The sequence below is a fragment of the Mariniluteicoccus flavus genome (genome assembly GCF_054776655.1).
On the sequence record NZ_BAAHBN010000004.1, the window covers coordinates 289,598 to 314,589 of the forward strand.

Annotated in this window: 33 protein-coding genes and 1 rRNA gene; 20 read left to right on the top strand and 14 right to left on the bottom strand. The window is 71.1% G+C overall.

The annotated features are described in order from the left end of the window. From ACYVAG_RS09480 to ACYVAG_RS09490, 3 genes are read left to right on the top strand one after another with little or no spacing between them, the layout of a single operon-like run. The gene (locus tag ACYVAG_RS09480) at positions 1-801 is read left to right on the top strand and encodes a hypothetical protein (RefSeq protein WP_460769122.1); all 801 of its coding nucleotides are present in this window, start codon (positions 1-3) and stop codon (positions 799-801) included. Continuing rightward, positions 798-938, top strand: coding sequence for a hypothetical protein (locus ACYVAG_RS09485; RefSeq protein WP_460769123.1), 141 nt, complete (start codon positions 798-800; stop codon positions 936-938). The genes ACYVAG_RS09480 and ACYVAG_RS09485 overlap by 4 nt, the downstream gene beginning before the upstream one ends. After that, positions 938-1,375, top strand: coding sequence for a TA system VapC family ribonuclease toxin (locus tag ACYVAG_RS09490; protein WP_460769125.1), 438 nt, complete (start codon positions 938-940; stop codon positions 1,373-1,375). The genes ACYVAG_RS09485 and ACYVAG_RS09490 overlap by 1 nt, the downstream gene beginning before the upstream one ends. Here the strand turns inward: ACYVAG_RS09490 and ACYVAG_RS09495 are convergent. Next, entirely contained in the window at positions 1,347-1,772 is a 426-nt protein-coding gene (locus ACYVAG_RS09495; protein ID WP_460769127.1) for a PIN domain-containing protein, read from the bottom strand. The two genes, ACYVAG_RS09490 and ACYVAG_RS09495, sit on opposite strands and share 29 nt — an antisense overlap. Continuing rightward, entirely contained in the window at positions 1,769-2,008 is a 240-nt protein-coding gene (locus ACYVAG_RS09500; RefSeq protein WP_460769129.1) for a FitA-like ribbon-helix-helix domain-containing protein, read from the bottom strand. The genes ACYVAG_RS09495 and ACYVAG_RS09500 overlap by 4 nt, the downstream gene beginning before the upstream one ends. A gap of 148 nt (positions 2,009-2,156) precedes the next feature. Here ACYVAG_RS09500 and ACYVAG_RS09505 point away from each other — a divergent pair, with 148 nt between their 5' ends. Next, the gene (locus tag ACYVAG_RS09505) at positions 2,157-2,561 is read left to right on the top strand and encodes a VOC family protein (RefSeq protein WP_460769131.1); all 405 of its coding nucleotides are present in this window, start codon (positions 2,157-2,159) and stop codon (positions 2,559-2,561) included. Between the two features lie 29 nt (positions 2,562-2,590). Next, complete coding sequence (locus ACYVAG_RS09510) at positions 2,591-3,058, top strand: SRPBCC family protein (RefSeq protein WP_460769133.1); 468 nt, start codon at positions 2,591-2,593, stop codon at positions 3,056-3,058. Between the two features lie 25 nt (positions 3,059-3,083). On the opposite strand, the gene ACYVAG_RS09515 is transcribed toward ACYVAG_RS09510, so the two are convergent. After that, positions 3,084-3,236, bottom strand: a complete 153-nt coding sequence (locus tag ACYVAG_RS09515) for a hypothetical protein (protein ID WP_460769135.1) — start codon at positions 3,234-3,236, stop codon at positions 3,084-3,086. A gap of 235 nt (positions 3,237-3,471) precedes the next feature. Beyond that, positions 3,472-4,143, bottom strand: coding sequence for a hypothetical protein (locus ACYVAG_RS09520; protein ID WP_460769137.1), 672 nt, complete (start codon positions 4,141-4,143; stop codon positions 3,472-3,474). A gap of 84 nt (positions 4,144-4,227) precedes the next feature. Between ACYVAG_RS09520 and ACYVAG_RS09525 the strand changes: the two genes are divergently transcribed. The 4 genes from ACYVAG_RS09525 to ACYVAG_RS09540 all read left to right on the top strand — a co-directional run bounded on the left by ACYVAG_RS09525 (position 4,228) and on the right by ACYVAG_RS09540 (position 6,748). Further along, the gene (locus ACYVAG_RS09525; protein WP_460769139.1) at positions 4,228-4,803 is read left to right on the top strand and encodes a GNAT family N-acetyltransferase; all 576 of its coding nucleotides are present in this window, start codon (positions 4,228-4,230) and stop codon (positions 4,801-4,803) included. A gap of 306 nt (positions 4,804-5,109) precedes the next feature. Then, the gene (locus ACYVAG_RS09530) at positions 5,110-5,529 is read left to right on the top strand and encodes a hypothetical protein (RefSeq protein ID WP_460769140.1); all 420 of its coding nucleotides are present in this window, start codon (positions 5,110-5,112) and stop codon (positions 5,527-5,529) included. Positions 5,530-5,815: 286 nt separating this feature from the next. Beyond that, positions 5,816-6,286 (top strand): hypothetical protein, encoded by a 471-nt coding sequence (locus ACYVAG_RS09535; protein ID WP_460769142.1) that lies wholly within the window; start codon positions 5,816-5,818, stop codon positions 6,284-6,286. Between the two features lie 51 nt (positions 6,287-6,337). Continuing rightward, on the top strand, positions 6,338-6,748 hold the full coding sequence (locus tag ACYVAG_RS09540) for a lysostaphin resistance A-like protein (RefSeq protein ID WP_460769144.1): 411 nt from the start codon (positions 6,338-6,340) through the stop codon (positions 6,746-6,748). Positions 6,749-6,821: 73 nt separating this feature from the next. Here ACYVAG_RS09540 and ACYVAG_RS09545 read toward each other — a convergent pair whose 3' ends face one another. Together ACYVAG_RS09545 and ACYVAG_RS09550 are read right to left on the bottom strand one after the other, a co-directional pair. Further along, positions 6,822-7,253, bottom strand: coding sequence for an organic hydroperoxide resistance protein (locus tag ACYVAG_RS09545; RefSeq protein WP_460769146.1), 432 nt, complete (start codon positions 7,251-7,253; stop codon positions 6,822-6,824). Next, positions 7,250-9,637 carry an HAD-IC family P-type ATPase gene (locus tag ACYVAG_RS09550; RefSeq protein WP_460769148.1) on the bottom strand — a complete coding sequence of 796 codons (2,388 nt, stop codon included), beginning with the start codon at positions 9,635-9,637 and terminating at the stop codon, positions 7,250-7,252. Before ACYVAG_RS09550 ends, ACYVAG_RS09545 begins: the two co-directional genes overlap by 4 nt. A 71-nt stretch (positions 9,638-9,708) precedes the next feature. Between ACYVAG_RS09550 and ACYVAG_RS09555 the strand changes: the two genes are divergently transcribed. Then, positions 9,709-10,308: a protein-L-isoaspartate O-methyltransferase family protein gene (locus ACYVAG_RS09555; RefSeq protein WP_460769150.1), complete on the top strand. Its 600-nt coding sequence runs from the start codon at positions 9,709-9,711 to the stop codon at positions 10,306-10,308. 74 nt (positions 10,309-10,382) lie between these two features. Here the strand turns inward: ACYVAG_RS09555 and ACYVAG_RS09560 are convergent, their stop codons facing one another. After that, the gene (locus ACYVAG_RS09560) at positions 10,383-11,282 is read right to left on the bottom strand and encodes a DODA-type extradiol aromatic ring-opening family dioxygenase (protein ID WP_460769151.1); all 900 of its coding nucleotides are present in this window, start codon (positions 11,280-11,282) and stop codon (positions 10,383-10,385) included. A 107-nt stretch (positions 11,283-11,389) separates the two neighbouring features. On the opposite strand from ACYVAG_RS09560, the gene ACYVAG_RS09565 reads away from it, so the two are divergent. The 3 genes from ACYVAG_RS09565 to ACYVAG_RS09575 are packed head-to-tail and all read left to right on the top strand — an operon-like array spanning position 11,390 to position 12,206. Continuing rightward, a complete protein-coding gene (locus tag ACYVAG_RS09565; RefSeq protein WP_460769153.1) occupies positions 11,390-11,719 on the top strand; it encodes an ArsR/SmtB family transcription factor in 330 nt (109 codons plus the stop codon). A 1-nt stretch (position 11,720) separates the two neighbouring features. After that, on the top strand, positions 11,721-11,951 hold the full coding sequence (locus ACYVAG_RS09570) for an SRPBCC family protein (protein ID WP_460769154.1): 231 nt from the start codon (positions 11,721-11,723) through the stop codon (positions 11,949-11,951). Positions 11,952-11,957: 6 nt separating this feature from the next. Then, positions 11,958-12,206, top strand: a complete 249-nt coding sequence (locus tag ACYVAG_RS09575; RefSeq protein WP_460769197.1) for an SRPBCC family protein — start codon at positions 11,958-11,960, stop codon at positions 12,204-12,206. On the opposite strand, the gene ACYVAG_RS09580 is transcribed toward ACYVAG_RS09575, so the two are convergent. Beyond that, a complete protein-coding gene (locus tag ACYVAG_RS09580; RefSeq protein ID WP_460769156.1) occupies positions 12,095-12,874 on the bottom strand; it encodes a DUF4031 domain-containing protein in 780 nt (259 codons plus the stop codon). The two genes, ACYVAG_RS09575 and ACYVAG_RS09580, sit on opposite strands and share 112 nt — an antisense overlap. 50 nt (positions 12,875-12,924) lie before the next feature. Here ACYVAG_RS09580 and ACYVAG_RS09585 point away from each other — a divergent pair, with 50 nt between their 5' ends. The 3 genes from ACYVAG_RS09585 (at position 12,925) to ACYVAG_RS09595 (ending at position 16,095) form a co-directional block, all read left to right on the top strand. After that, positions 12,925-14,382, top strand: coding sequence for a protein adenylyltransferase SelO (locus tag ACYVAG_RS09585; protein WP_460769158.1), 1,458 nt, complete (start codon positions 12,925-12,927; stop codon positions 14,380-14,382). 39 nt (positions 14,383-14,421) lie between these two features. After that, positions 14,422-15,072, top strand: a complete 651-nt coding sequence (locus tag ACYVAG_RS09590) for an META domain-containing protein (RefSeq protein WP_460769160.1) — start codon at positions 14,422-14,424, stop codon at positions 15,070-15,072. 84 nt (positions 15,073-15,156) lie between these two features. Continuing rightward, positions 15,157-16,095 (top strand): polysaccharide deacetylase family protein, encoded by a 939-nt coding sequence (locus tag ACYVAG_RS09595; RefSeq protein ID WP_460769162.1) that lies wholly within the window; start codon positions 15,157-15,159, stop codon positions 16,093-16,095. Positions 16,096-16,108: 13 nt separating this feature from the next. On the opposite strand, the gene ACYVAG_RS09600 is transcribed toward ACYVAG_RS09595, so the two are convergent. Next, positions 16,109-18,511, bottom strand: a complete 2,403-nt coding sequence (locus tag ACYVAG_RS09600; protein WP_460769164.1) for a glycoside hydrolase family 65 protein — start codon at positions 18,509-18,511, stop codon at positions 16,109-16,111. Then, complete coding sequence (locus ACYVAG_RS09605; RefSeq protein ID WP_460769166.1) at positions 18,501-19,499, bottom strand: DUF808 domain-containing protein; 999 nt, start codon at positions 19,497-19,499, stop codon at positions 18,501-18,503. The genes ACYVAG_RS09600 and ACYVAG_RS09605 overlap by 11 nt, the downstream gene beginning before the upstream one ends. 114 nt (positions 19,500-19,613) lie before the next feature. Here ACYVAG_RS09605 and ACYVAG_RS09610 point away from each other — a divergent pair, with 114 nt between their 5' ends. From ACYVAG_RS09610 to ACYVAG_RS09620, 3 genes are read left to right on the top strand one after another with little or no spacing between them, the layout of a single operon-like run. After that, the gene (locus ACYVAG_RS09610) at positions 19,614-20,948 is read left to right on the top strand and encodes an MFS transporter (RefSeq protein ID WP_460769168.1); all 1,335 of its coding nucleotides are present in this window, start codon (positions 19,614-19,616) and stop codon (positions 20,946-20,948) included. Between the two features lie 21 nt (positions 20,949-20,969). Then, positions 20,970-22,211, top strand: coding sequence for a sensor histidine kinase (locus ACYVAG_RS09615; protein ID WP_460769170.1), 1,242 nt, complete (start codon positions 20,970-20,972; stop codon positions 22,209-22,211). Continuing rightward, entirely contained in the window at positions 22,208-22,861 is a 654-nt protein-coding gene (locus tag ACYVAG_RS09620) for a response regulator (protein WP_460769172.1), read from the top strand. Before ACYVAG_RS09615 ends, ACYVAG_RS09620 begins: the two co-directional genes overlap by 4 nt. A gap of 22 nt (positions 22,862-22,883) precedes the next feature. Here the strand turns inward: ACYVAG_RS09620 and ACYVAG_RS09625 are convergent, their stop codons facing one another. Further along, a complete protein-coding gene (locus ACYVAG_RS09625) occupies positions 22,884-23,615 on the bottom strand; it encodes a sulfite exporter TauE/SafE family protein (RefSeq protein WP_460769174.1) in 732 nt (243 codons plus the stop codon). A gap of 63 nt (positions 23,616-23,678) precedes the next feature. On the opposite strand from ACYVAG_RS09625, the gene ACYVAG_RS09630 reads away from it, so the two are divergent. Then, positions 23,679-23,912, top strand: coding sequence for a hypothetical protein (locus tag ACYVAG_RS09630; protein WP_460769175.1), 234 nt, complete (start codon positions 23,679-23,681; stop codon positions 23,910-23,912). Between the two features lie 6 nt (positions 23,913-23,918). On the opposite strand, the gene ACYVAG_RS09635 is transcribed toward ACYVAG_RS09630, so the two are convergent. From ACYVAG_RS09635 to rrf, 3 genes are all read right to left on the bottom strand, one after another. Then, positions 23,919-24,395, bottom strand: coding sequence for a heme-binding beta-barrel domain-containing protein (locus ACYVAG_RS09635; protein WP_460769177.1), 477 nt, complete (start codon positions 24,393-24,395; stop codon positions 23,919-23,921). Continuing rightward, complete coding sequence (locus ACYVAG_RS09640) at positions 24,379-24,774, bottom strand: DUF2809 domain-containing protein (RefSeq protein ID WP_460769179.1); 396 nt, start codon at positions 24,772-24,774, stop codon at positions 24,379-24,381. The genes ACYVAG_RS09635 and ACYVAG_RS09640 overlap by 17 nt, the downstream gene beginning before the upstream one ends. Before the next feature lie 121 nt (positions 24,775-24,895). Continuing rightward, positions 24,896-24,992, bottom strand: a 5S ribosomal RNA gene (rrf, locus tag ACYVAG_RS09645); the annotation flags it as partial.

A 24,992-nucleotide genomic window follows, 5' to 3' on the forward strand; every position in this document is an offset into this window, starting at 1 on the left:
ATGGACACAGCCCTCTTCCTCGGCTTCGGCCTCGCGTACGCCGCCCTCCTCGCGTGGGGGCTCATGCTCGCCGCGCGGCACGGGTGGGCGACGCCCGCCAACCTGCCCCTGCTCGTCCTCGCCGGGCTCGTCTACGACAACCTGCTCCTCGGCGCGGGGCGCTGGATCGGCGCCGGGCCGGCGCTCGAGGGACTCAACCTCGCGCGGTTCTGGATCCACGCGCTGGTGACGCCGGTGCTCGTGGCGTGGGCGCTGCACGCGCTGCGCCGGGCGGGGTTCGCGTGGGCGCGCGCGGGCTGGTTCCAGTCGGCCTCGATCGTGGCCGCCGTGGGGCTGGTGGTGGTCGAGTTCCTCACCGAGGTACGCGGCCTCCGGCTCGTCGCGCGCGAGGAGTACGGGGCGCTGTCCTACACCGACGCGCGGCCGGCGTCGGGGCCGCCGATCATGGTGCTGGTGGTGGCGCTGGTGCTGATCATCGTCGGAGCGCTCCTGTGGAAGCGGGTGCGGTGGCCGTGGCTGTTCGCCGGAGCGGTGGTGATGACCATCGGCAGCGCGGTGGAGATCCCGGTCGCGAGCGGGGCGGCCACGAACGCGTTCGAGCTGGTGCTATTGGTCTCGGTGATGCGACGAAGGCGTTCCAGGACAGGGCGGGGCGAGAGCCGGCGCATCATGATGCGTGATGTGGCGCATCGCGATGTAGCCTTGGGTTCATGCGTACGACCGTCAATCTCGATCCCGAGGCCGAGCAGGCCGTGGCCGCCCTCCGGCGCGCCCGGGGGCTCGGCGTCTCGGAGGCCGTGAACGCGCTGATCCGCGAGGGCGCTGCGGCGCCGAGGGTCGACTATGCGTACCACTCGATCGCGTTCGACATGGGGGCACGCCTGCCCCTCGACAAGACCAGCGACGTCCTCGACCTGCTTGACGAGGCCGACCGCTGATGCTGCTCGACGTGAACGTGCTGCTGTACGCGGTGGACCGCAGTTCGCCCGACCACGCCCGCGCCCGCGACTGGCTCTCGGCGGCCCTCACCGGCTCGACTCGGGTCGGGCTGCCCTGGCAGACGATCGGCGGGTTCCTGCGCATCGCGACTCATCCGCGCGTGTTCGACCAACCGTTGACGACGAGCCAGGCCTGGACCGCCGTCGACGGCTGGCTCGCCTCACCGGTGGCCTGGGTGCCGCCCACCAGCGAACGCACGGTCGACATCCTGCGTACGTGGATGCTGCAGGCACGCACCAGCGGGGCGAGGACGACCGACGCCCAACTTGCCGCGCTGGCGATCGAACACGGCGTGCCCGTCGTGTCCACCGACGCCGACTTCGCGGGCTTCCCGGGGGTCGCGTGGATCAACCCGCTGACGCCCACGGGTCGATGAGGCCGATCCCGGTGGCAGCGAAGTCTCTCACGTTGCGCGTCGCCAACTGGTGGCCGCTGGCCTGACAGATGGAGGCGATCATCGCGTCCATGACAGACAGCGGCCTGCCGCTGGCGCGCGCCGCGGCCTGGAGAACGGCGTACGCACGGCTCGCCGGCTCATCGAAGCCGAGCACGCGCCCAGCGAACAATGGCAGGGTCTCGCCCTCCAGCTGATCCCGCAGAATGTGGCGACGGCGCCCGTCAGGGAGAGCCGCAATGCCGTAGCGGAGTTCCGCGAGGGTGATGGTCGTCAGATACAGCGTCTCGAGGTGTTGAGCGTCGAGCCAGGCGACGACGCTGGCCTCGGGAGAGGTCCGGAGCGGCTCGCTCACGACATTGGTGTCGAGGACGATCACTCGAGGCCCAGCGGCTCGTGGGGGGTCCGATCGCGCTCGAACACCAGATCCACCCCGCCCGCTGCGCGGCCGATTCCGGCCAACAGGGAGCCCAGGCGTACGCCGTCCTCGTCGGCGACCGCCTCGTCGAGAATGGCGCGGACCTCCGCCTCGGTGCTGCGACCGGCGCTGGCGGCGCGTGCCTTGAGCGCCCGATGGGTGGCATCGGACAGATTGCGCACGGTGATTGCAGCCATAGCCCCTCCGTACGGTTTGATATCGCTACTGACTCATGATATCAACGCTGCCCCGTCGTCGATCCCGCGGATCTCCTCCCGCGACACACCCTTGTCAGTGCGCGCTCCGGGCTGCAACGATTCCCTTGACTCCCACGGAAGGCCGGCCATGTCCATGCAGCTCAACCCCTACATCACGTTCAACGGCAACTGCACCGAGGCCATGGAGTTCTACGGCCGCGCGCTCGGCGCTGCACCGCAGACCATGACCTTCCGCGACTCCGGCATGGATATCGACGGCGTCATGCACTCCGCCATCGCGACCCCCGACGGGTTCCACATCTTCGCCTCCGACCACGCCGAGGGCATGGGCGACTACACGCCCGGCACCAACGTGCAGGTCAGCCTGTCGGGCGACGACGCGGACGCGCTGCGGGGCTATTGGGACAAACTGTCCGAGGGCGGCAACGTGTTCATGCCGCTGGAGAAGCAGATGTGGGGCGACGTCTACGGCCAGTTCGCCGACCGGTTCGGCATCCTCTGGCACGTGAACATCGCGGGCGACGCGACCTGACTCACGCCTCATCGGCGGTGAGCGGCCTCATGAACATCCCCGAGCCGCTGGAGTGTCGGGTCGAGATCGACGCGGCGCCCGAACGCGTCTGGATACTGGTGCGTGACGTCACGCGGATGCCCGAGTGGAGCCCCTATGTCGACTCCAGTCGACTCAAGGGCGACGAGATCGCCGTGGGCGCCCGGTTCACGAATCTGAACAGGCAGAACGGGATGGAGTGGATCACCCACGGTCAGATCGTGGAGCTGGTCGAAGGACATCGCATCGCGTTCCGGATCGACGAGAACTGGGCGATGTGGTCATTCGACGTGCGGGCCACGGACTCCGGGACGCTTCTGGTGCAACGCCGGGAGACGCCCGACGGCCTGTCGGTCATGTCGCGTGACCTGACCGACAGGTTCATGGGCGGTCAGGAGGCCTTCGCCGCGACCTCGCTGGACGGCATGCGGCAGACCCTGCAGCAGATCAGGGCCCTGGTCGAAACCAACACCGACTGACGGTAGAATCACCAGTCCGAACCGCTCAGAACCGAATCATGCCGGCGATCCTGAGCCCGATGAGGACCGCTGCGAGGCTGAGAACGAAGCCGGTGGTGCCGACGAGCCAGGCCGGCCAGCGCTTTCGCCAAGCCATCGCCCACAGGAGCCCCAGGACGACGGCAGCCTGCGTGGTCAACCACGCCACCATGCCCAGGACGAGCTTGGCTCCCGAGCGCGGATTCGGCGAGCATCCGAACCCCAGGCCATCGCACTCCCCCGGTGGGTTCTTCGACGGCAGGGTGAGGGGAACATGAGGGCGAAGCCCCACATCATGGCGAGGCAGGCGACGATATACAGCATCGAGGCCAAGAAGGATCGGCGTGCAAGGATCGATCGCTTCGCCATCTGCTCGCCACTCTCCTGAGGCGCCGTCACGACATCCCCCGATAGCCGTTCGGCGTCACCCAGACGTGTCCCCCGACGACCTCGCGTCCCACCCTGACCGCGTTTTTCAGCGACGGCGTGTTCGCGGCGTTGATGTGGCCCCACAGCACCGAATCCGCCGGTAGACGGGAGGCAACCGAACGCAGCAGCGCGGCGCCGTTGCCTCGCCCGCGAAACTCCGTCGCCAGACAGATCTCCTGCACCAGGTGGCCGGTGAGGCCGTACTGGTTGCTCATCTCGACGGCCACGATGCCAGCTGTCCGGTCGCCCGCGCGGGCCTCGAAGAGCAGCCCCTGCTCGGCTGCGTCGGTCAGGGCATCGGCGTCACTGGGCGTCGCCCACTCGACGATCTGCCTTCCCTGGCAGGGACGTGGCGATGATGTCGACGAACGGTTTGGTGATGTCGCGGCCGCGGAACCGGATCCCGCGACCGCCCAGTGGCCGTCGGGCAGGGTGACGAAGCGGTTGGCCCACAGCAGCGGGTCCTCGACGGGGAGACCGACCATGTCCCGGCCCTGGGCGCCCCATTCGGCGTCGCCCACCAGATCGAGGTCGGGCCCGATCCACTCCTCGACGGCGGCCGGGAGGTCGGCAGACCAGGCCGCACACTGCGGCGCGAGGGACCGGGCGACGGTTTCGAGCACGGTTTGCCTGTCCATGCGCAGCGACGCTACCGGCCGAGGGTGGCACTGCGTCGGCTGATGGACGATTGCTGAACGGGTCGCGCGGGGTTACCGTCGCTCATGGCGTACGACTCCCCTCTCCACACCGAACGGCTGACGCTGCGCCACCATCGGGCCGACGACGTGGACGCACTGTTCACGTACTACGGGCGGCCCGATGTCGCACGGTTCCTGTTGTTCGAACCCTGGACGCGCGAGTTCGCGGAAACCCAGGTGAACAAGCGGATCCGGCGCACCGGTCTCGAGTCCGAATCACGCGCGCTGGCGCTCGTCATCGAGCATGACGGCGAGGTGATCGGCGACATAGCCCTGTGGATCCCCGAGGACACCGAGGGCGCCGCGACCAAGGCCGAGATCGGTTGGGCGATGACGCCGTCGGCGTCGGGCCACGGGTACGCGACGGAGGCGGCGCGGGCGGTGATCGAGGTGGGGTTCTCGGCGTACGACCTGCATCGCATCGCCGCGCAGATGGACGCCCGCAACGACGCCTCCGCACGCTTGTGTGAGCGCCTCGGCATGACGCGCGAGGCCCACCTGCGCCGCGACTGGTGGAGCAAGGGCGAGTGGACCGACACGCTGATCTTCGGGCTGCTGGCGGAGGACTGGCGGCGGGAGGCGTCGATGGCGGGCGCTTGAGGGAGCAGGCTGGGCCGCCTGCGCCGACAGCGGCTCCGCGCCCGCCCCCGACGGCGCGCGAGCCGCTCTGGATCGACGATCCCGACTGGCGCCACGTCGCCACCCTCGACTGCAGGCGCTCCCGGACCGCTGGCCTCACCACGCGTGCGCTCGCCGACACGTTGGCTCGCAGCCTCGCGTACGAGGAGGTACGCACGACCCCGCGCCTCGCCGGTTTCACCGACGAGGAGCGACGACTTCGATTGGCCTGTGGATAACCCCACCTTCGCGCCCCACGGCCCCCTCCCGGTCGTCAAGACTCGAGTCATGACCTTCGATGACCTGCCCGAGAACTGGGCCGACCGACCCGTATGGGACTCCAACCTCGCCGATGTGGTCGACATGTTCCTGTCGATCAAGGACCGCCTGCGCAACAGCGTGTGCCTGCTGCTGTGCGATGACGACGGCCACCTCCAGGTGCCGTGCATCCTCAACGACGTGCCCTTCCACGACCCAAGGGAACGCCCCGAACTGCCCGAGGACTTCGTCCACCACCTCCGCGACTTCACCCCCCGGATCCTCGTCGCGTTCGGCCACCGGCGCCCCGGCGTCACGCTCGACGACCTGCGATGGCGGGCAGGTCTCGCCGACCAGTTCGCCCGCGCCGGCATCCCCGTGATCGGCTTCTTCACCGGCGACCTGCAGGGCGTCCACCCGATCCCCGACGCGGCGGCCTTCGTCGCCTGAGCCAGCACCCCTCGCCGACCCGAGTCCCCCTCAGGCGCGTCCGCGATGATCGACTCGGCCCATGACCGAGTTCGTCATCGCCCGCAACCCTGAGGGGGATTCCTCTTTGCCCTACCTCATCCGGGTTATGGCGATCCTGGTCGACAGCCACGAGCGGTACGCCTGGCGCAGGAGTGGGCGTACCGCTTCTTCGGCGCGGCCCTCACCGAGGACGAACAGGAAGCCGAGTCAGCGAGCCGCATCGCGCAACTGAGCGCCGAACCCGACGCGCGTTAGCCTGCGGGGGATGGCTCACCACACCCCAGAAACCCCGTCCACCCCCAAAACCCCCGCCGCATCAAGCACTTCGGCAAGCACCCCGGCACCCAGCAGCGCCAAGAGCCCGCGCGCGCTGATCGCCGCGCTCGCCGGCGTCTTCGTCGCGGCGATGGTCTGGCTCGCGATCCGCAGCCCCGAGGGCATCCGCGAGAGTGCCGACCCCGGCCAGCCGCCCTCACCCGCCTGGCTCTATTTCGCCCCGATCGTCGTCGCCCTGGCCCTCGCACTCGTCCTCCCGCCGCCCGGCCGCGCCGCGCCAGCCGCGCGGGCGACGGACCGTCCGCGTGCGCGCATCGAGTTGGGTCTGCTGCTCGTGTTCGCCGTGGTCATGTCCACCGCTGTGTTCCTGCCCGTCAGGTTCATGGGCATGCCCTTTGCCGAGCCGGCGTTGTTCCTCGCGCTCCCGGCCGCCGCCCTCGCCTGGTCCGCCCGCCGCTGAGGCGGCCGGTCGGTCACCTGGGCCGGCGTACGCCCCGCCTGGTGGTGGGCCGTGCCCGTCGTGGCGGTGGTGGCGCTGAGCGAGGTGGTGCCGCCCTTCGCTCCGTCGACCGCCACTCTTCCCGACGACGCGACCCCGTTCATCGGCCTCGTGGTCACCGCAGCGCTGGCGAGTGTCACCGGGGAGGTCTTCTATCGCCTGTTCGTCCAGTCGCGCGCCGAGGCACTGTTCGGGCGCTGGCCCGGCATCCTGCTGACCTCGCTGGTCGTCGGCCTGATCCACTTCGCCTCTCGAGGAGCGGACTTCGCCTGGGACGTCCGCCAGGCGGCGTCCCTCGCCCTTCAGGGTGCGCTTTCGGTCCTCGCGGGCGTGCTGTGGTCACGGACCCGACGCCTCTGGGCACCGATCGCGGCCCAACTGAGCGCCAACGTGCTGTCCACGCTGATCTACGTCCTGTCCTGACCCGGACGCACACGGCGCCGACGACCACCCCTCGGGGCGGCACGTCGGCGCCGTGCTTCAGCCGGACTCGCGCTCAGGCGCCCTTGCCCGTCACCGTGACGGGGATGTTGCCGCGCGTGGCCTTCGAATAGGGGCACACCTCGTGGGCGGCGTCGACCAGTTCCTGGGCCTTCGCGTCGTCCACGCCCGGGATGGACGCGGTGATGTCGGCGGTGATGCCGAACGACTCGCCCTCCGGGCCGAACCCGACGGCGATGTCGACGACGGACTTCGACGTGTCGACGCCCGCCTTCTTCCCGACGAGGCCGAGCGCGCCCTGGAAGCAGGCGCCATAGCCCACGGCGAACAGTTGCTCGGGGTTCGTGCCGGTGCCGGGGCCGCCGGTCTCCTTCGGCGCGGTCAGGTCGAGGTCGAGGACGCCGTCCTCGGACTTCGCGTGGCCCTGACGGCCACCCTGGACGGTCGCACGGGCGGTGTAGACGATCTTCTCCGGTGTATTGGTCATACGGTCTCAACACCGCGCGACCGCAGCCTGTTCCCCGCGACCCAGGAAACCTCGACCAGCACGATGCCGATGACCGACGCCACGGCGGAGACGCCCAGCAGTTCCCCTCGCCCCACGTCGAGGCTGAAGAACCGCGCCAGCACGGGAATGGTGAACATCCCCGCGTACGCCGCCACGCTCACCACCAGCAGCGCCACCTTCCACAGCCGATAGGGGCGCGCGACGACCGCGAGCACCCACATCGCGATCGCGATCACCACGACGAGCGCCGCCGTCGACACCTGCTCCCTGGTCGCCTGCCCGGCCGCGATCCGCCCGAACAGCAGCCGATAGGTCACGAACGTCGTCACCGCGATGATCACGCCGGACGGCACCGCCCGCCCCATCACCCGCCGCACGAACCCGGCGCGCGCCCGCTCGGCGTTCGGCGCCAACGACAACAGGAATGCAGGGATGCCGATGGTGAACCACGCGGTGATCATGATGTGCAGCGGCACGAACGGGAACGGCATCGCGAACAGCCCCACGAGCAGCGCCAGCAGCACCGAATAGACCGTCTTGGTGAGGAACAGGGTGGCGACCCGCTCGATGTTGCCGATGACCCGCCGCCCCTCGGCCACCACGTGCGGCAGTGTCGCGAACCTGTTGTCCAGCAGGACGATCTGGGCCACGGCCCGGCTTGCCTGCGACCCCGCCCCCATGGCGACGCCGATGTCGGCGTCCTTCAGGGCGAGGACGTCGTTCACCCCGTCGCCGGTCATCGCGACCGTGTGGCCGCCCGCCTGCAGCGACGTGACCATGCGCCGCTTCTGCTGCGGCGTGACCCGCCCGAATACGGTGGCGTCCTCGACGGCGTGCGCGAACTCCGCGTCGGGCTCCGGCAGCGTACGCGCGTCGACCGGCCGCGTGCCGGCCCCGAGCGAGACCTCCCGCGCCACCGCCCCGACCGAGGTGGCGTTGTCGCCCGAGATCATCTTCACGTCGACGCCCTGCTGGGCGAAATAGTCGAGGGTCTCGGCGGCGTCGGCCCGCACCCGCTGCTCCAGCACGACCAGCGCGACCGGGTCGAGACCCGAGGTCGCCAGATCGCTGTCCACACGGTGATTCCCCGAGGCGAGCAGGAGTATTCGGAGTCCCCGCGCCCCGAGCTTCTCGGCGCGCTCGGCCGCCGACGACCCCGGCGCGGCGAGCACGTCGGGCGCACCGAGCACCAGCGAGCGGCCCGACGCGAACGTCGCCCCCGACCACTTCCTCGCCGACGTGAACGGCGCGATCGCGGCCAGCTCCCAGGATTCGTCGGCCGCGCCCACCTCCTCGACCACGGCCGCCATGCTCGCATTCGGCCGCGGATCGGTGGATCCCAACTGGCGCAGGAGTTCGCGGGGATCCTCCCTCGACCCCGGCCCAGCCCCAGGACCCGGCTCCGGCCCCAGCGGCACGACCTCCGCCACCCGCATGCCGTTCTCCGTCAGCGTTCCCGTCTTGTCGGTGCACACGACGTCGACGCGCGCGAGGCCCTCGATCGCCGGCAGCTCCTGCACGAGGCACTGCCGCCGCCCGAGCCGCACGACCCCGACGGCGAAGGCCATGGACGTCAACAGGACAAGGCCTTCCGGAACCATGGGGACCAGCGCCGCGACCATGCCGAGGATCGCGCTGCGCAGGTCGGTGCGTACGACGAACAGCTGCACGACCACCGTCAGGATGCCGGTCGGCACCAGCAGGTAGCCCACGAAGCGCAGGATCGTGTCGATGCCGCGGCGCAGCTCGGAATCGACGAGCGTGAAACGGCTGGCCTCCTCGGCGAGCCGGGCGGCGTACGCGTCGCCGCCCACCGCCGTCGCGCGATAGGCGCCCGACCCCGACACCACGAATCCACCCGACAGCAGGGAATCCCCGACACCCTTCGTCACCGGATCGGCCTCCCCGGTGAGCATCGACTCGTCGACCTCGAGCGATCCCGATTCGACGACCTCGCCATCGACCGGAACCTGGTCGCCGGGGCCGAGCTCGATGACGTCATCGAGGACCAGCTCGGCCTGGTCCACCCGCTCGACCTGACCGTCCCGGCGTACGCGGGGGTGGGCCCGACCCACGATCGCCAGCCGGTCGAGGGTGCGCTTGGCGCGGACCTCCTGGATGATGCCGATGCCGCTGTTAGCGATGATCAGCAGGCCGAACAGCGCGTTCTTGAACGATCCGGTCGACAGCACGACCACCAGGAGTACGCCGAGGATCGCGTTGATGCGGGTGAACACGTTGGCCCGCACGATGTCGGCCACCGAGCGTCCAGAGCGCGCGGGCAGCGTGTTGACCTGACCCGCCTCGCGCCGCTGGGCGACCTCGCCCGCGGTGAGCCCCGATTCGACTGTTCCCTGCGCCACGCCGTCAGCCTAGGCAGGCCGCCAAGCATTCCCTCCCCAACCCACAGCGTTGCCACATCTAGACTGGGGCGATGGCAGCCGCAGACGATCGCGTACGCGAGGCCATGGACGCCACGCCCCGCGCGCAGTTCCTGCGCGAACAGGAGAGATCGCGCTGGGCCCACGACGGGCCGCTCGAGATCGGGTCAGGCCAGACCAACTCCCAGCCCCGCACGGTGCGCGCGATGCTCGACCTGCTCGGCGTGCGCGAAGGTGATCGCGTCCTCGACGTCGGCTGCGGATCGGGCTGGACGACGGCGATCCTCGCCCGGCTGACCGGGACGGCGGGGAGCGTGCTGGGGGTCGAACGCGTGCCGGAGGTGCTCGAGTTCGGGCGCGCCAACCTCGCGGCGACCGGGCTGGCCAACGCCCGCGTACGCCTCGCCGACCCCACCCGCCTCGGCGCCCCCGATGACGCCCCGTTCGACCGCATCCTCGTCTCGGCCGAGCCCGCCCACCTGCCCCAGGAGCTCGTCGACCAGCTCGCGCCTGGCGGGGTGATGGTCATCCCGGTCGCGGGGACGATGTTGCGGGTGGAGACTCCTCGTCTCGCTGGCGCTCGCTCGGAGAGCGTTCAGCCCGTCGTCACCCGCCACGGCGAGTATCGCTTCGTCCCCCTCATCGCCGAGTGAGTGCGACGGATCGCACAACAGTGGCCATCTCGAGCCGCTGAGCGGCATCGAGATGCACGATCGCGTGCGATCCGTCACACCACTTGGAACGAGCGCTTCGACAATCCGTGCCAGAACCCATCGACCACCGACTCGACCGGCGCCGTCGGATCGTCCGACGCTCCCAGCGTCACGAACAGCGGCGTGAAGTGCTCGACGGTCGGGTGGGCCATCGCCACCCCGGGCCCCTGCGTGCGGAACCGCGCCAGTTCCGCCACGTCGCCCGCCGCCAACGCGTCGGACGCCCACGCGTCGAACTCCTCTGACCAGCCCGGCACCGCCGCCGGGTCGCGCCAGTCGAGGAACGGCAGGCCGTGGGTCATGAACCCGGAGCCGATGATCAGCACTCCCTCGGCGCGCAGCGGCCGCAGTGACTCCCCGAGCCGCAGCAGCGCGTCCGGGTCGTCCGTCGGCAGGCTCAACTGCAGCACCGGCACGTCGGCCTCCGGGAACATCGCCTTCATCGGCACCCAGGCCCCGTGGTCGAGCCCGCGCGACGCGTGCTCGTGCACGTGCACGGGCAACACCCGGCGCACCAGCCCGGCGAGCCACGCGGCGTCCGGGGTGTCGTAGCGCAGGTGGTTGTACAGCGGGTCGAACCCGCCGAAGTCGTAGACCAGCTCGGCGCCCGAGCCGGTCAGCCCGACCGAGTCCGACTCCCAGTGGGCACTCACCACGAGCACCGCCCGCGGCCTCGGTAGGTCGTGGACCCACCCGTGCAGCTGCCGCATCCAGCCGGAGTCCTCGAGCAGCGGCGGCGCGCCGTGGCTCAGGTACAGCGCGGGCAGCGCACCGTCGTCAGGGGTCCAGGCGCGGTGCACGTCCGCGGTCCGGGTCCACGCGAGGTGCCGCGCGAACGGATGGGACGCGGGCACCAGTGCATCGGCCGCGGAGGTGGAACGGGAGATGGAAACGGCTGGTGGCGTGATGGTCATGGCGGATCCCTCGAAGTCTTTGTTGAAACCTAAACTACCACAGCCCCGAGAGGCACCGTCGTTCACACCCTTGACAACCTACAACCATACGGTTGTTTATTGGAGTCGTGATCGAGACCAGCGAGGACCGGGCCGACGCCCTCTTCCACGCCCTCGCCGACCGCACCCGGCGCGACATCCTGCGCCGAGTGCTCGTCGGCGAACACTCGGTCAGCGCACTCGCGGCGCACTACGACATGAGTTTCGCCGCGGTGCAGAAGCACGTCGCCGTGCTCGAACGCGCGGGCCTGCTCACCAAGCGGCGCAGCGGCCGCGAGCAGCTCGCGAGCGGCGACGTCGCCGCGGTCAGGTCGGTCGCCTCGATGCTCGACGAGCTCGAGACGGTCTGGCGCGGCCGCATCGACCGCATCGACGCACTACTCACCCAGGAGACCTGACATGCCCGTCACTGACGTCACCAAAGACCCCGACAACCGCCGCCTCACCATCACCGCCGACTTCGCCGCCCTCGTCGAGCGCGTCTGGAGCCTGTACGCCGACCCGCGCCAGCTCGAACGCGTCTGGGGTCCCCCGACCCACCCCGCCACGTTCGTCCAGCACGAGCTGGTCGAGGGGTCCCAGACCCGCTATTACATGACCGGTCCCGAGGGTGAGACATACTGCGGCTGATGGCAGATCGGGACCGTCGATCCCCAGCGCGCGTTCACGTTCGACGACGGTTTCGCCGACGAGGAGTTCACTCCGGACCCCGACCTGCCGGTCTCCCACAACACGTTCACCTTCGCCGACCACGACGGCGGTACGCGGGTCACCTACGCCAGCCGGTTCGACACTGCCGAGGAGCTCCAGCAGGCCCTCGACATGGGCGCGGAGGAGGGCGCCACCCTCGCGATCAACCAGATCGACGACGTGCTGGCCGCGTGAGGTACGACAGCACGTAGCCATGGACTCGTGCGCCATGCCGGTGGATACTGCCGGCATGGCGTACGACGAGGCCCTGGCCGAGCGCATTCGGTCCGCACTCGGGACCGACCCCTCCCTCGACGACAGGAACGTGACCGAGACGAAGATGTTCGGCGGCCGGCCGAGGCCTCCTCGTCCTCGCCGGCGCGGCCCGCGTACACGGCGTCGTGGGACCAGGCGGCGAGCGTCACGCGCACGTCGTCGTTGCCGAGCGCCGCGAGCGCGTCCAGGCAGTGCTCGAGGTGGCGCAGGTCGTGGTAGTAACGGCCCCGCGCGCCCCACCGGTCCAGCAGGTCGGCGGCGATGCTGTGGTCGGGCAGCGGCCACCGCGTCGCCAGCCGCTCGCGCCGGGCGAGGTCGTCGGCACGCCGCGCCGCCTTCGTCCGCCGCAGCCCGCTCGCACGCAGCGCCGCCACGAGCTCACGGGCCGGCGCGGGCACCGCACCCGCGGCGACGCAGGCCGCGTACAGCGATTCGGGGACGTCGTAGTGGTCGCGGTCGAACGCCCGCGGATGGACGCCGGCGGCCTCGGCGAGCTCGTGCAACTCCTCCAGCGCGGTGTCGGACACCAGGTGGGCGAACACGGTGCCGTGCGCGGGCCAGGCCGGCGGATCGATGAGGACGGCCACCGGGCCAGCCTGCCACGGACCGGCCCCCGCGCCGCGCCTATGCTCGACAGATGACCGCGCGACAGATGACCAATCGACAGATGATCGGGCTCGAGCACGCGTACGCCGCCGCCGTCCCCGACCTGTCGCTGCCGTGGCGCGCCGCGCCCGTGACCGACCCGGAGGTCGTGGCCGTGAACGACGCGCTGTCCGCCGAGCTCGGGCTCGACCCCGACTGGCTGCGCTCGCCCGACGCGGTCGCGTTCCTCACCGGCCACGCCCCCGACGTGGACGGGCGGGCCCAGGCGTACGCGGGCCACCAGTTCGGGAAGTATTCCCCGCGCCTCGGCGACGGCCGCGCCCTCCTGCTCGGCGAGGTCGTGGACCCGTCCGGGCGGCGCCGCGACCTGCATCTCAAGGGATCCGGCCGTACGCCGTTCTCGCGCGGCGGCGACGGCTTCGCCGCGCTGGGACCGATGCTGCGCGAGCTGGTCGTGGGTGAGGCGATGCACGCGCTCGGGGTGCCGACGACCCGCGCCCTCGCCGTCGTCGCGACCGGCAACCCGGTGCAGCGCGAGACCCTCCTCCCCGGCGCCGTGCTCTGCCGCGTGGCCGCCAGCCACCTGCGGGTCGGCACGTTCCAGTACGCGGCCGCGACCGGCGACCGCGCGACCCTGCAGGCCCTCGCCGACCACGCGATCGACCGCCACCACCCGGCGGCCCGGGACGCGGACAATCCCGCCCTGGCCCTCCTCGAGGCCGTGGCGTCCGCCCAGGCCGAGCTCGTCGCCCGGTGGATGCTCGTCGGCTTCATCCACGGCGTGCTGAACACCGACAACGTCACCATCTCGGGCGAGGCCATCGACTTCGGGCCCTGCGCGTTCATGGAGGCGTACGACCCGGCGACGGTCTTCAGCCTGATCGACCACCACGGGAGGTACGCATACGGCAACCAGCCCGTGGTGACCCAGTGGAACCTCGCGCGGTTCGCCGAGGCGCTGCTGCCGTTGGTCGCCGAGAAGCCCGACGACGCGATCGAGCCGGCGATGGACGTCCTGCGTGGGTTCGCGGAGCACTACGAGGCGGCGTACGCGCGGGGGCTGGCGGCGAAGCTCGGGCTCGACGAGCCCGACCCGACCCTGCAGGCCGACCTGTTGGCCCTGCTCGAGGCCGGCCGCGTCGACCACACGACGTTCTTCCGCGGCCTGGCCGACGGGTCGTCGCGGGACCTGTTCGACGACCCGGAGGTCGTGACGCGGTTCGACGCCTGGGCCGACCGGCGCGAGGCGCTCCTGCCGGCCGACCGGGCCGGCGTCGCCGAGGCCATGAACCGCGTCAACCCCGCCATCGTCCCGCGCAACCACCGCGTCGAGGACGCGCTGGCCGCCGCGACCGCCGGCGACCTTGCTCCGGTCACCCGCCTCGTCGACGCCGTCCGCCGCCCGTTCGACCCCCGGCCGGACGACACCGACCTGGCGGCGGCGGGACCGGGCGACGCCGAGCCGTATGTCACCTACTGCGGCACCTGAGGCTTCCACCCCCACCCCCACCCCCTGGAGGAGCACCTCATGATCCCCACGCCTTTCGACCTCGGGAGAACCTTCTGCGGCCCCATCCCCGTCGTGAGGGGTATGAGTCGCATCGCGAACCTGACCCTGACCGCCGCGGTCGCCCTGCTCGGGCTGTCCGCCTGCGGGACCGCCGCCGGGCCCGCCGGGCGGGCGGGTCCCGCCTCGGAGGCTGCTCCTTCTCCCGGACGCGGAGGCCCCGTGCCCACGCCCGGCAGCACGCCGGACTCCCGGCCGAGCGACACCCCGTCCCCCTCCCCCGGTGAGCCCTCGGCGAGCGGTACGCCCGGCACTCCCGCCACCCCCATCCCGCCCGACCTCATCGGGACGTGGCTGTCGATCGGCGCCACCGGCGTCCCCCTCCTGCCCGACCGCCCCGTGCGCATGACCATCGTCGAGGACCGCTTCGGCCTGGCCCCCGGCTGCAACCGCATGGGCGGTGACTTCCGCGTCGCCGGAGCCGAGCTCTGGGTCGAGCGGTTCATGGGCACGATGATGGGGTGCGAGGCCCCGGTGATGGAGCAGGAGCGGTCCGTGACGAAGCTCTTCTCCGAGCGGGCCGCGTGGAAGCGCGTCGACCACCGCCTCACGGTGTCGCGCGGCGATCAGTCGATCACCTTCGAGCGGGTGGCCGAGCACCAGAAGCCCTGATAACAGGCATGCGCTCGCCGGTCAGATGGCCAGACCGCGGGTAAGGTGGGCCGCACCCCCAGCAACCATGATCGAGGACCCACCATGCGCCCCACCCCTCGTCCCGCCCGCCTGCGCGCGTTCACGCGCCTGATTCCGGCGGTCGCCGCCCTCACCCTGCTGGGCGCGTGCGGTACGCCGCCACCGGCCGCCGTGCCGGCGTCGACCCCGGGCGGCGCGGCGTCCTCCCCCACCGGCCCCCGGCCGGCCGCGACCACGCCCACGCCGACCGCGTCGCCCACCCCGACCGCCGCCCCCACGACCCGCGCCTCCGGCACGAACCACAGCTCCGCCGCGGCCGCGTACACCTATTCCTCCGCCGAGGTGCACGACTGGCTGCACGGGCGCAAGGAGCAGGCGCCGACCTATCCGAAGCGGGAGAAAGTCGCGTTCCTGACCTTCGACGACGGCCCCACCAACACCACGCCGAAGGTGCTGGACGCCCTGAAGGCGCACGGGGTCCACGCGTCGTTCTTCGTCATCGGCACCCATGGCCTGGCGACCTACGACAAGGAGATCCTGAACCGCATGATCGCCGAGGGCCACGCGATCTGCATCCACTCGTGGTCCCACAACATGAAGCAGCTCTATCCGGGCCACCGCGCGAACGCCCACGTCATCGTCGCCGACCACCAGAAGATGGTCGACGGCGTGAAAGCGGTCGTGGGCCAGGACTTCAACGCCCACTGCCACCGCTACCCTGGCGGTCACGGCTGGAAGAACATGGAACCGGCCGACAGGGCCCTGCGGGAGCGGGGGGCGTACTGGCTCGACTGGAACTCCGAGAACGGCGACGGCCGCAACTCCGCGCCCGGCAGCGGCGAGGGGCGCGCCGCGCTGGCGCTGTCGACGCTCACGTCGAAGCCGGGTGTGGCGATGGTCCTGATGCACGACTATCGCGACAACCAGGCCACCGTCGACGGCATCGGCCCGATCGTGGAGCGGCTCAAGGCCGACGGCTACGCCTTTGGCGTGCTCGACTGAGGCGTACGCCTCGTCAGGCCCGAGGTTCGCGTCCGGCCGGCTGGGTGGGCGTCGGCAACAGCGGCTCCGGCGCGCGCAGCGGCACCACCGTCGGTTCCCCCGGCACCAGCGTCACCACGGCCCCGTCGACCTCCACCTCGAGCGTGCCGTCGGCCTCGTGCGGCAGGCGCAGCGTGACCACACCCGCCTCACCGTCGCCGGCCGGCCCGGCCGCGCGGTCCATCGACACGTCCAGCAGGTGGTCGCGCCACGCGAGCCGGAACCCCAGCCGCGTCAGCTTCGGCGGCAGCCGAGGCTCGAGCCGCAGCCGGCCTTCGGCTCCTCCCCGCTCCCGCACGCCGCCGAACCCGTTGACCATCGCCAGCCACGTGCCGCCGAGCGAGGCGACGTGGAGGCCCTCGTCGGTGTTGCCCTGCAGGTCGCGGAGGTCGACGAGCGCCGCCTCGCGCCAATACGCGTACGCGAGGTCGAGGTGGCCGATGCGGGCGGCGACCACCGCCTGCACCGCCGCCGACAGCGACGAGTCGCGCACCGTCCGCGCCTCGTAGTAGGCGAAGTCGCGCGCGATCTCGTCGGGTGAGAACGAGTCCTCACACCACCACAGCGCCTGCACGAGGTCGGCCTGCTTGACGACCTGGTGGCGATAGATCGTGAAGTAGTGGGCGTGCTCCTGCACCGGATAGTCGTCCCGCCGCCCCTCGAAGTCCCACTCGGCGAAGTCGGTGAACCCTGCGCAGGCGGGGTGGACGCCGCGGTCGTCGTCGACGGGGACGTACGCGGCCGCGGCCGCCGCGCGCCACGCCTCGGTCTCCTCGCCGCCCACGTGGTGGCGTCGCGCGCCGTCGGGGTCGGCGTCCACGGCGTCGGCGGCCGCCCGCAGGTTGCGGGCCGCCATCAGGTTGGTGAACACGTTGTCGTCGACCACGCCGGTGTATTCGTCCGGGCCTGTCATGCCGAACAGGTGCCAGCGGCCGTCGGCGTCGCTTCGCCCGAGGCTCGCCCACAGGCGGGCGGTCTCGACGAGCACGTCGAGGCTCCCGACCTCGCGCGGGTCGTGGCCGGTGACCGCGCCATAGAGCTCATAGGCGCGGGCGATGTCGGCGGCGTTGTGCATGGCGGCGGTGCTGGCCGGCCAATAGCCCGAGACCTCGCGGCCGCTGATGGTGCGCCAGGCGAAGACCGCGCCATCGACCTGGAGCTGCTCGGCCCGGCGCTTGGCCGCCGGCAGGGTCGAGGACCGCCAGCACAGGAGCCGGCGCGCCGCGTCGGGGTCGAGATAGCTCAGCACCGGGAGCACGAAGCCCTCGATGTCCCAGAACGTGTGGCCGCTGTAGCCGCCGCCCGTCAGCCCTTTGGCCCCGATCGGCGCGTCCTCGATGCGGGCCGAGGCCTGCCAGACCTGGAAGATGCTGAAGCGGACCGCCTGCTCCAGTTCGTCGTCACCCTCGATGACCACGCCGGCGCGGTCCCACAGGGTGTCGAGGTCGTCGCGCTGGCGCTCGGCCAGGGCATCCCAGCCGAGGTCGGCCGCGTCGGCGACCGCGGCCCGCGCATGTTCCAGGACCTCGTCGGCCTCGCCGTCGGCGGTGGTCGCGTACGCCGCGAACTTCACCAGGCCGAGTTCTTCGCCGGTGGCGAGGTCGGCGGTGACGGTGGTCACGACCTCGTCGTCGGTGGCCTCGGTGGTCACGCGTGGCCCCCCGCCTCCCAGGTCTGTGCCGCCTCCACCCGAGGCGCCGGCGATCACGTGACGCACCGCGGCGCCCACGCGGATCCCGCTGCGGCGCGTGCGGTGGACGAACGCCCCGCCGTGGTCGTCGCGGCGCAGGCACTCCGCCTCGAACGGGGACGCCAGCACGTCGCCCACGCGCGGGTCGTCGTTGTCGACGATGGGCGGGGTCGCGTTCGCGACCAGCTGCGAGCGCACGGTCACGCGGACGCCGGCGTCGGCGTCGGCGCTCAGGCGCCACCGGATGGCCAGGACGCCGGGGAACGCGGCCGAGACCAGCCGGTCCGTACGCAGGGTCACACGCCGCCCGCCCACGTCCCAGGTGGTCTCACGCGCAAGGACGCCGGCGCGCAGGTCGAGCCGGCGCTCGTGGTGGGTCGGGGTGATGGCGCGGACGTCGACGGGAACGCCGTCGACGACGAGCCTGATCGGCGTCCCGTCGGCCACCGGCACCATGGCCTCGCCCTCCTGGGGCTGGCCGAAGCCGTCCTCGGGATAGGACAGCGGATGGGTCTCGTGGACGCCCGCGAGGAACGTGCCGCGGCAGGGGTCGTGCTCGGCCTCGTCGAGTGACCCGCGTACGCCGAGTCGCCCGTTGGCCACCGTCAGGACCGACGCGGCGACCGGACCCGCCCCGGGTAGCGCGGACTCGCGGATGACCCAGGGGTCGAGCGCGTCAGTGCCCATGGGTGGTGTCGTGCTTCTCGTCGTGCTTGTCGTGCCCGTGCTTGTCGTGCTTCTTCCCGAACGGCAGCACGTGCATGATCGCGACGATGATGCCGCCGAACACGAGCCCGACGATCGCCGAGAAGAACGTGTTCACGAGCCAACCGAGGAATCCGCCGACGCCCGCGATGTGCTTGACGGGCTCCTCGAGGTGGTGGACGAAGTCGTAGGGGGCCTTCATGACCGCCCCGAGCGTTCCGGGTGCCAGTTTGCCGAGCTCGTGGAACCCGTTGAGCAGGATGTGGCCGCCGACCCAGAGCATGGCGGCGATGCCGACGGTCGACAGGACGGTGAGGACCTTCGGCATGGCGGCCACGAGCGTGCGGCCGGTGCGCTGGGAACTCTCGGACTCCTTCTTCGTCATGTGGAGGCCGACGTCGTCCATCTTCACGATCAGGGCGACGACGCCGTAGACCAAGAGCGTGATGGCCAAGGCCACCACGACGAGCGTCGCGGCCTTCTGGCCGAACGGCATGCCACTGCCGCCGCTCTCGTTCACCGTGTTCAGCGAGATCACCATGATCTCGGCCGACAGGATGAAGTCGGTCGTGATGGCGCCGCGCACCATCTTCTTCTCGTCGACCTCGCCGCGGTCGGTGACGGGCGCCTCGGTCGTGTCGTGACCCCGGTGGAACACGGCCTCATAGAGTTTCTCGGCGCCCTCGAAGCACAGATACAGCCCGCCGAGCATCAGCAGCGGTGTCAGCACCCACGGCAGGAAGTGGTCGAGCAGGAGCAGCACCACGATGAGGATCGCCTTGTTGACCAGCGATCCCCGCGCGATGCGCCAGATGATCGGCAGCTCGCGGGCCGGCTCGAAGCCGCGTACGTATTGGGGCGTCACGGCGGCGTCGTCGACGACGACGCCCACCGCCTTCGTGCCCGCGACGCTCGTCATCTTCGCGATGACCGCGATGTCGTCCAGCAGGGCGGCAAGTCCTCCGGCCATCGGCGTGCTCCCGTTCTCGTCGAAGGTGTCCGGGGGAGGCTATCAGCCCTCGTGCACCACCCCTCCGCACAAATGGAGAAGCGCTTGTCGGAGCCGACGCGTAGCGTGGTCGTCATGCAGCGCTTCAAGCCCGTGCTCCTCAACACCCTCATCGCCAATGTGACGTCGAGCTTCCTCTGGTTCGCCCTCACCTTCTGGATCTACCTCGAGACGAAGTCGGTCCTCGCCACCGCCGTGATCGGCGGCGGCTACATGCTCATGATGGCGATCGGCGGCATGGTCTGGGGGCTGGTCGTCGACCGCCACCACAAGCACCGCGTGATGGCGCTGTCGAGCACCATCACCCTGACGACGTACGCGCTGGCCGGCGGCGTCTACCTCGTGGCCCCCAAGGGGTCGCTCACCGACTGGACCCACCCGCTGTTCTGGGTGTTCGCGCTGCTGATCCTCGCCGGCGGGGTCGTCGAGAACATGCGCAACATCGCGCTGTCGACCACCGTCACCATCCTCGTCGAGCCCGACCAGCGCGACCGCGCGAACGGGATGGTCGGCACCGTCCAGGGCGTGGCGTTCATGGTCACGTCGGTGTTCAGCGGTCTCGCGATCGGCCAGCTCGGCATGGGCTGGACCCTCGTCATCGCCATCGCGTTCACCGCGGCCGCGCTGGCCCACCTCGCGACGATCTCGATCCCCGAGCCCGAGATCGTGCAGGACCCGTCGCTGAAGGGCCAGATCGTCGACTTCGCGGGCTCGATCGCGGCCATCCGCATCGTCCCCGGCCTGTGGGCGCTGATCGCGTTCTCGTGCTTCAACAACCTCGTGGGCGGGGTGTTCATGGCGCTGATGGACCCCTACGGCCTGACGCTGTTCTCGGTCGAGGCGTGGGGAGTCGTGCTGGGCGTCACCAGCATCGGCTTCATCGTCGGCGGCGGCATCATCGCGAAGAAGGGCCTCGGAGCGAACCCGCTGCGTACGCTGCTGCTCGTCAACGTCGGCGTCGCCCTGCTGGGCGCGCTGTTCGCGATCCGCGAGTGGTGGTGGTTGTACGCGATCGGCATCTTCCTGTTCATGTGCCTGATGCCGTGGGCCGAGGCGGCCGAGCAGACGATCATCCAGAAGGTCGTGCCGTTGGAGCGCCAGGGCCGCGTGTTCGGGTTCGCCCAGAGCGTGGAGGTCGCCGCGTCCCCGGTGTCGGCGTTCGTCGTGGGCCCGCTGGCGCAGTTCGTCCTGATCCCGTGGATGAACACCGACGCCGGACGCGGCTCGCTGGGCTGGCTGCTCGGCGACGGGCAGGCGCGAGGCATCGCGCTGGTGTTCCTGCTGGCGAGCCTCGTCATGCTCGTGGTGGTGCTGGGCGCCTTCGCGTCGCGGCCCTACCGCACGCTGTCGCGGGCGTACGCGGACCACGGCGCCGATCCCGCGCCGGAGGCGGAGCCGGTCCACGCCTGAGCGTGCCATGCTGGGAAGACCATGTTCGCTCCCCGCCTCGACCTGCGTCACGCGCTCCACGTGTCGATCGCCGTCCTGCTGGGGCTCGGCGTCCTGCGCGGGTGGCAGCAGCAATCGCTGGTCGCCGACGGTCGCGAGCGCGCGCTCCTGGCGACGCTCCTGGCGACGGCCTTCTTCGGGTTGTATGTGGTCGGCGTCGTCCGGGAGCGGCGTACGCCGGCCCTCGCCGGCCGGCCGGCCTCGTGGCTGTGGATCACGCTGCTGGTCGCGATCTGGGTGATCGGGGCGGTGCTCTCCGAGGGATTCCTCTGGGTCGCGTTCCCGCTGTTCTTCCTCGTGCTGTTCCTCATTCCTGGCTGGTGGGGCGTCGCGGCGGTCGGGTCGATGGTGCTCTGGTCGGTCGCGGCGGCCATGATCCGGTCGCGCCTCGACCGCGTCGGCGAGGCCGGCGCCGCCCACGACCTCGCGCTCGGCACGTGGCTGGGCCCCCTGCTCGGCGCCCTCTGCGCGATCCTCGCGTACGCGGTCTTCCTCCAGCTGCGCCGCGACGCCGACCGCCACCGTGCCCTGGTCGCCGAACTGCGCGCCGCGCAGGCCGAGCTGGCGGCGACCGAGCGCACGAGCGGCATGCGGGCCGAGCGCGAGCGGCTGGCCCGCGAGATCCACGACACCATCGCCCAGGGGCTGGGCTCGATCGTCATGATGGCCCGCACCGCGCGCGTGGAGCGGCCCGACGACCCGGCGCTCACCCTCATCGAGTCGACCGCGCGCGAGAACCTCACCGAGGCGCGGCGGTTCGTCCGCGACCTCGGCAGCGGCGCGCCGTCGCTGGAGGCGGCCCTGCGTACGCTGGCCCGCGACACCACGGCCCGGGCGGCGTCGTCCGGACTTGACCTGACGGTGGACGTGCGGACCGAGGGGCACGAGCGCCCACTCCCCGACGCCGTCGTGGACGCGCTGCACCGGGGCGCCCATGCCTCGGTCGCCAACGTGGTCCAACATTCGGGGGCCGACCGGTGCGTGCTCACGCTGACCTGGTGGGACGATGGAGTCAGCGTCGACGTGGCCGACGACGGGGCGGGGTTCGACCCGGCGGAGCCGGTCGGCCGCGAGAGTTTCGGGCTGGCGGGGCTGCGGTCGCGCATGGCTGCGCTCGGCGGGACGGTGTCGATCGACACCCGCCCCGGTGAGGGCACGACCATCGTGCTGGAGGTCCCGACGGGCCACCCGTCCGCGCCGGCCCCGGATCAGGAGGAATCATGACCGAACCGGCCGCCCCTGTGCGTATCGTGCTCGTCGACGACCACCCGATCGTGCGCCAGGGCCTGCGTACGCTCCTCGAGCGCGACGACCGCGTCGCCGTGATCGGCGAGGCGGCGAGCGGCGGGGAGGCCCTCGTGACCGTCGGGGCGCTGGCGCGGGAGGGCGCGCCCCCCGACCTCGTGCTGATGGACCTGCAGCTCGGTTCTGGCATGGGCGGCATCGAGGCGACGCGTACGCTGCTCGCCGCCCATCGCGGGCTGAAGGTCGTCGTGCTGACGACGTTCGACTCCGACACCGACATCTTCGGCGCGCTCGAGGCGGGCGCCGTGGGCTATGTGTTGAAGGACACGCCCACCGCGTCGCTGATCCGCGCGGTGCTGGACGCGGCGGCCGGGCGGACGGCCCTGTCACCCGAGGTGTCGGCCCGCGTCGTCGGCCGGCTCCAACGCGGCGACGACGCCCTGAGCCCGCGGGAGGCCGAGATCCTCGAACTGCTCGCCACGGGCGCCTCGAACCGCGACATCGCCAAGCGGCTGTTCCTGTCGGAGTCGACGGTGAAGGGACACCTCGTCCACCTCTACGACAAGCTCGGCGTGGACAACCGCACGGCGGCGACGGCGGAGGGCAAGCGGCGGCGCCTGATCCGCTGACGCCGGGGCCGCTGACGCCGGTTCAGCCCAGCAGGGTGTACAGCGCCTTGCCGAGGGCCAGGAGTGTTCCCACCATCGCCATCGCGAGGACCAGCTTCATGGCGGTGAAACCCGACAGGTGCCGGGCCACGCGGGTGCCGACGACCTGCCCGATCACGAGCGCGGCCGCGAGGATCCCCCACCCGAGTGGCGGGAACGCCGGCACGTGCGCCTTGGACGCGAGCGCCATCAGCCCCACGAGCAGGAAGTGCAACTGGGCCGTGCCGGCGAAGGCGCGGTGCTCCCAACGCGTGGCCCGTCCATAGACCGCGAGGGCCGGTCCGCCCACGCCGCCCGTGACGTTCATGAAGCCGGAGCAGAACCCTGTGACGGACCGCGTCAGCCGGGTGTCGGCGAGGCTCCCCGCGGGCGCGGCGATGCTGACGACGAGGGCGACGAGCACGATGAGGGCCACGACGAGGGCCAGCCAGGCCTGCGGGAGGCGAGCCACGGCGTACGCGCCGGGGAGACAGCCCAGCATGCCCAGGGGCACGATCCAGGCCGCCCGGGGCCGGTCGACGTCGCGCCACACCTGGGCGAGGATGATGGCCGCGGACACGGCGCCGCAGACGTTCGTCACGACCACGCCGTCGAGGGGGCCGAGCGCCAGGACGAGGAACGGCGACGCGAGTAGGGCGAAGCCCATGCCCGTCGCGCGCTGCGCGACGGCACCGATGAGGACGGCGAGACCCATGACTGCCAGTTGAACGGTCATGTCCACAGCCACCTCACCACTCGCCCTTCACGCCTGGTCGACACATCACCTACCCTTGGTCCCATGGCAGAGGTACGCAAGTTCAAGCCCGGATCGTCTCCCATCGCCGACGCGATCGCGAAGGCGATGGGCGAGAACGTGCGCCCGACCACCCCGGGAGCGCCGCCGGCAGCCAAGCCCACCAGCGCTGCCCCCGCCGCACGCGCCGACATCTTCACCTCGGCCACCTCCGGCTTCACCATTCCTGCGCGTCCGCCGGCGACGTCGAACGCCGAGCAGCCGACCGACGAGGAGTGATCTCCCCTACGCCTCGGTGACGCGGGTCAGCCGCGCCGCCAGGTGGTCCTGCAAAGGCTGGTCCACGGCCGCCATCGCAGAGTCGGTGGACAGTTCATCGCCAACAAGACGCCAACGGCGCCGGGTCGCGCTCACGTCCTTCGCCGACGGCGTCTGCTCCACCAGCGACTCGATCATGATCTCGAGCCCGTCGTCGATCGCCGCCCAGCGGCCGATCCCGAACTCGACGTGGCCGGTCGGCAGCGCCACGACAAGCTCCAGCCGGTGGTCGCCCACCGTCCGGACGTATCCCGACTCCGCGTGACGCGGCTCTCCGTCGATGGTCGTCCGGTGGGAGTACGCGATCCAGGGTTTGCCCGTGCTCGCGAACGTGGCGGTCTCCTCGTAGTCGAAGGCCGCGATCGTCGGATAGTGCCCGTGCCCGCTCCCCCGCCAGGTGCCGAGCAGGCCGGCAAGGGGGGCGACGTCAGCGTGGAGTTCCATGGGATGACCCTACGCGGCCGACAGCCCGCAGCAGCACGTACGCCACTCCTCCCCCGACGACGTACGCCGCCAGGTCCCACCAGGCGAAGGTCGTACCCAGGACGAGGCGGGCAGGAGGGAAGGCACGCGCGGCCGCAGCCGCTAGACCCGTGGCCTGCAACGCCTCGACGAGCCAGCTCACGCAGACCGCGCCACCAGCAGCCAGGCCGGCGGCCGTACGCGGCCGCACGAGCGCGACCACCAGCGCGACCGCAACGGTGTAAAGGATGCTGCCCGCCGCGTCGCCCGCGGGCCCGGCCAGGGGCCGGACGACGAGTCCGGTCAGCACGACGACCGCGAGCACCGCGGCCAACGCGACGCGGTGGGGAAAAGAGATCACCCGCACAACCTAGGTCGTGATCAGGCTCGCGCCATCTGACCCAGGTCTGCGGGTGTTTTGTCTGGAATTGCACGTGAGGGCCGCGCCCTGGTGGGTGCGGCCCTCACGATGTGTGTTGTTTGTCCGGCGACGTCCTAGTCTCCCACACACTCCCGTGTGCAGTACCATCGGCGCTGTAAGGCTTGACTTCCGGGTTCGGAATGGGACCGGGTATTTCC